This is a genomic window from Nocardia farcinica, from assembly GCF_029867845.1.
In the GTDB taxonomy this organism is placed as follows: Bacteria; Actinomycetota; Actinomycetes; order Mycobacteriales; family Mycobacteriaceae; genus Nocardia; species Nocardia farcinica_A.
This window is the reverse complement of sequence record NZ_JARWRU010000028.1, coordinates 1-4,649: the sequence shown is the minus strand read 5'-3', so window position 1 is coordinate 4,649 and position 4,649 is coordinate 1. Positions and strand designations below refer to the sequence as shown.

The 4,649-nt window shown below is 71.1% G+C and carries 4 protein-coding genes; all 4 read left to right on the top strand.

Annotated features, from left to right (window positions below; all coding sequences use genetic code 11):
• The coding region (locus tag QH283_RS00410; RefSeq protein ID WP_432420632.1) for a hypothetical protein at positions 1-713 on the top strand (713 nt) is incomplete at its 5' end.
• Positions 714-798: 85 nt separating this feature from the next.
• Entirely contained in the window at positions 799-1,833 is a 1,035-nt protein-coding gene (locus QH283_RS00405; RefSeq protein ID WP_280501030.1) for an ATP-dependent 6-phosphofructokinase, read from the top strand.
• 149 nt (positions 1,834-1,982) lie between these two features.
• A complete protein-coding gene (locus QH283_RS00400; protein ID WP_280501029.1) occupies positions 1,983-3,356 on the top strand; it encodes an alpha/beta hydrolase family protein in 1,374 nt (457 codons plus the stop codon).
• Positions 3,357-3,419: 63 nt separating this feature from the next.
• Positions 3,420-4,649 (top strand): Asp-tRNA(Asn)/Glu-tRNA(Gln) amidotransferase subunit GatB (gatB, locus tag QH283_RS00395; RefSeq protein WP_280501028.1); only part of this gene is annotated, 1,230 nt, incomplete at its 3' end.

The window sequence follows — 4,649 nt, the reverse complement described above, 5'->3', positions numbered from 1 at the left end:
TTTGGCGGCCCGCCTTTTCCGTTTTGTTGATGGGGTTGGTGGGGGGGGGGGGGGGGGGGGCGGTGCTGCGGGGGGGGGGCGCGCGCCCGGTGATCCTCGGCGACTGGACCGGCGGCCCGGCCTGGTCGACGATGAAGGTGCCGCTGGTGATCGCCGCCGAGCGCGCCGACGCGAGCGTGTCGACCTACTCGATGACCATGGCCATCACCTCCTCCGACAACACCGCCGCCGACGCGCTCTGGCAGAGCCTCGGCGGCGGTAAACAGGCCGCGCAGGCGATCGAGGAGGTGCTGAGGGAAGCGGGCGACAGCACCACCGCGGTGCCCGCCACCAGGCCGCGCGCCGAGCACTCGGCATTCGGTCAGTCCGAGTGGTCGCTGGACCAGCAGGTCCGCTTCACCGCCCAGCTGCCGTGCCTGCCCGGTGCGGAGACGGTGCTCGAGCTGATGGGCCGGATCATCCCCGACCACCAGTGGGGACTCGGCACGGTGACCGGCGCCGACTTCAAGGGCGGCTGGGGCCCGGACGCCTCGGGCAACTACCTGGTCCGCCAGCTGGGCATCATCGACGGCCCCGGCGGGCGGATCGCGGTGGCCGTGGCCGCCGAACCGGCCTCCGGCACCTTCGCCGACGGGATGAACGCGCTGAACGACCTGGCCGCGCTGGTCGCCGACCACCTCGACGAACTGATGGGCGGTCGCTGCCCGGCGTGAGCCCGCGCACCGGAGCGGGGACGTTACCCAGGGTTCACAGGGGCGCGGCTGGGCGAATCCGCCCGGGCGGGGCAAGATAGCGGCCATGCGCATCGGAGTCTTGACCGGAGGCGGAGACTGTCCAGGGCTGAACGCGGTGATCCGCGCGATCGTTCGCACCGCGAACGGCCGCTACGGTGACGCGATCGTCGGATTCCAGGACGGCTGGCGCGGTCTACTCGAGGACCGCAGGATCACCATCCACAACGACGACCGCACCGACCGGCTGCTCAACAAGGGCGGCACCATCCTCGGCACCGCACGCACCAACCCGGACGTGCTGCGCGCGGGTCTGCGCCGCATCGAGCAGACCCTCGACGACAACGGCATCGACGCACTCATCCCGATCGGCGGCGAGGGCACCCTGACCGCCGCCAGCTGGCTCTCCGACGAAGGGGTGCCGGTGGTCGGCGTCCCCAAGACCATCGACAACGACATCGACTGCACCGACGTCACTTTCGGTCACGACACCGCGCTGAGCATCGCCACCGAGGCCATCGACCGCCTGCACACCACCGCCGAATCCCATCAGCGCGTGATGCTGGTCGAGGTCATGGGCAGGCACGCCGGCTGGATCGCGGTCAACTCCGGCATGGCCGCGGGCGCGCACCTGACCCTGGTGCCCGAGGAACCCTTCGACGTCGACGAGGTCTGCAACCTCATCAAGCGCCGGTTCCAGCGCGGCGACAAGCATTTCATCTGCGTGGTCGCCGAGGGCTCGCACCCGGCGCCGGATTCCGGTTTCGCGCTGCGCGAGGGCGGTATCGACGAGTTCGGCCACGAACGCTTCACCGGCGTCGCCCAGCAGCTCGGCGCCGAGATCGAGCGCAGGATCGGCAAGGAGGTGCGCACCACCGTCCTCGGCCACGTGCAGCGCGGCGGCAGCCCCACCCCCTACGACCGGGTGCTGGCCACCCGCTTCGGCCTGCATGCCGCCGAGGCGGTGCACGCGGGCCAGTTCGGCAAGATGGTCGCCCTGCACGGCACCGCCATCGAACTGGTGCCGCTGTCGGAGGCGACCAAGCAGCTCAAGCGTGTTCCCGAGGACCGCTACCGGGAAGCGAAGGCGTTCTTCGGCTGAGGCCGCCATCCCGCCGCTCACCGGCGGCATCGGGCTGCCCGCGCGCGAACCCCTACCGGCGCCAGGAGATCCGTCTCATCCCCGAGGCGGACTCCGGGGCGACCGTGGAGTGACGTGCGGGCGGCGGGACCGCGGGTAGGGTGCGGCACATGCGCCCCGGTCACCTCATTCTCGCGTTGGTCACCGCACTGTTCGCCGTCACGGCCTGCTCCGCCGGATCCGACGGCCCGGATCCGATCTCGGGGCAGTGGCACGGAACCATCGAAGTGCCCGGCTCCCCGCTGGAGATCGGCGTGCACTTCACCGGATCGGACTCGGCCACCATCGACATCCCGGTCCAGGGATTGAACGGAGTCGAGCTGGGCGAAGTGCGCACCGATCCCGCCGACGTCGGCTTCGTCCTGCCCGACATCCCCGGCGACCCGACCTTCAAGGGCGCGCTGGACGAGGCCACCGGCCGCATCGGCGGTGAATTCACCCAGATGGGCCAGAGTTTCCCGCTGACGCTCGAGGAGGGCCCGACAGCCCCGCTCGCCCGCCCGCAGGAGCCGCAGCCGCCGTTCCCGTACCGCGCCGAGGACGTCTCCTACACCAACGGCGATCTCGACATCGCGGGCACGCTCACCCTGCCCGAGGGCGAGGGACCGTTCCCCGCGGTCGTGCTGATCACCGGCAGCGGCGCGCAGACCCGCGACGAGGAACTGTTCGGCCACAAGCCCTTCCTGCTGATCGCCGACACCCTCACCCGCGCGGGCTACGCGGTCCTGCGCACCGACGATCGCGGCGTCGGCGGCACCGGCGGCGATCTGAACACCTCCTCCTACGACGACCTGGCGAGCGACGTCGAGGCGGGCATCGACTTCCTGCGCGGCCGCGCCGACATCGACCCTGCGCGCATCGGCCTGTTCGGCCACAGCGAGGGCGGCTATCTCGCCCCGCTGGTCGCCGCGCGCCCCGACAGCGGCGTCGCCTTCGCCGTGCTGATGGCGGGCCCCTCGGTGGACGGCGGCGCGGTGCTCATCGAGCAGAGCCGTCTCATCCTCGCCGCGAGCGGCACACCCCCGGAGCAGATCGACGCGCAGGTCGCCCAGACCACCGAGATGGTCGGGCTGCTGCGTGCGGGCGATCTGGACGGCGCCCGCGCCGTCTACGAGCGTTCGCTCGCCGACCTGCCCGAGGAGGCACGCGAATCCGCGGCGCAGGCGGGCAGCCCGATCACGCCCTACTACGCGTCGTTCGTGAACTACGACCCGGCGCCCGCGCTCTCGGCGCTGCGCATCCCGGTGCTGGCCTTCTTCGGCGGCAAGGACCTGCAGGTGCCCGCCGCGCAGAACGAGCAGCCCGCGCGCGACCTGCTCACCGGGACCGACGCCACGGTGCACGTCTTCCCGGAGGCCAATCACCTGATGCAGCCCGCGAACACCGGTAACCTCGACGAATACGCCACCATCGAGACCACCGTCGACCCGCAGGTGCTCGCCTTCGTCACCGACTGGCTGGCCGGTCGCGTGCCGCCGAAGTGAGCCGGGCGGGCAGCCCAGGAGGTCGTGACGGGCGTGCGGGCGGGCTTACCTAGACTGTCCTGCATGAGCGCACCCACGGTCGAGCTGATGGAATACGCCGATGTCGTCGCCCGGTACGAGCCGGTGCTCGGCATGGAGGTCCACGTCGAACTCTCCACGGCGACCAAGATGTTCTGCGGCTGCCCGACCGAGTTCGGCGCCGAGCCGAACACCCAGGTGTGCCCGGTCTGCCTCGGCCTGCCGGGCTCGCTGCCGGTGGTCAACGAGAAGGCCGTCGAGTCGGCCATCCGCATCGGCCTGGCGCTGAACTGTTCGATCACCCCGTGGGGCCGGTTCGCGCGCAAGAACTACTTCTACCCCGATCAGCCGAAGAACTACCAGATCAGCCAGTACGACGAGCCGATCGCCACCGACGGCTACCTCGACGTGGTGCTCGACGACGGCAGCGTGTTCCGCGTCGACATCGAGCGCGCGCACATGGAGGAGGACACCGGCAAGTCGGTGCACGTCGGCGGCGCCACCGGCCGCATCCACGGCGCGAGCCACTCGCTGCTCGACTACAACCGCGCGGGCGTGCCGCTGATCGAGATCGTCACCAAGCCGATCACCGGCGCGGGCGAGCGGGCCCCCGAGGTCGCCCGCGCCTACGTCACCGCGCTGCGCGACCTGCTCAAGTCGCTCGGCGTCTCCGACGTGAAGATGGAGCAGGGCTCGCTGCGCTGCGACGCCAACGTCTCGCTGATGCCGGTCGGCGCGAGGGAATTCGGCACCAGGACCGAGACCAAGAACGTCAACTCGCTGCGCAGCGTGGAGGTCGCGGTGCGCTACGAGATGCGCCGCCAGGCCGCGGTGCTGGCCTCCGGCGGCAGCATCGTCCAGGAGACCAGGCACTTCCACGAGACCGACGGCACCACCTCGCCGGGCAGGCGCAAGGAGACCGCCGAGGACTACCGCTACTTCCCCGAGCCCGACCTCGAGCCCATCGCGCCCGCCGCCGAGTGGATCGAGGAGCTGCGCGGAACCATCCCCGAGTACCCGTGGCTGCGCCGCGCCCGCATCCAGGCCGACTGGGGGGTGTCCGACGAGGTCATGCGCGACGTGGTCAACGCGGGCGCGCTCGAGCTGATCATCGCGACCGTCGAGGCAGGCGCCTCCGCCAACGAGGCCCGCTCCTGGTGGGTGGCCTACCTCAGCGAGAAGGCCAAGGAGCGTGGCGTCGCCCTCGACGAGCTGCCCATCACCCCGGCCCAGGTGGCCGAGGTCGTGAAGCTGGTCGAGGCCAAGACCGTCAAC

What these genes read in the sequence shown, in the direction of transcription:
- QH283_RS00400 (WP_280501029.1), top strand. Translation starts at nt 1,983, where the DNA reads ATGCGCCCCGGTCACCTCATTCTCGCGTTGGTCACCGCACTGTTCGCC.
- QH283_RS00405 (WP_280501030.1), top strand. Translation starts at nt 799, where the DNA reads ATGCGCATCGGAGTCTTGACCGGAGGCGGAGACTGTCCAGGGCTGAAC.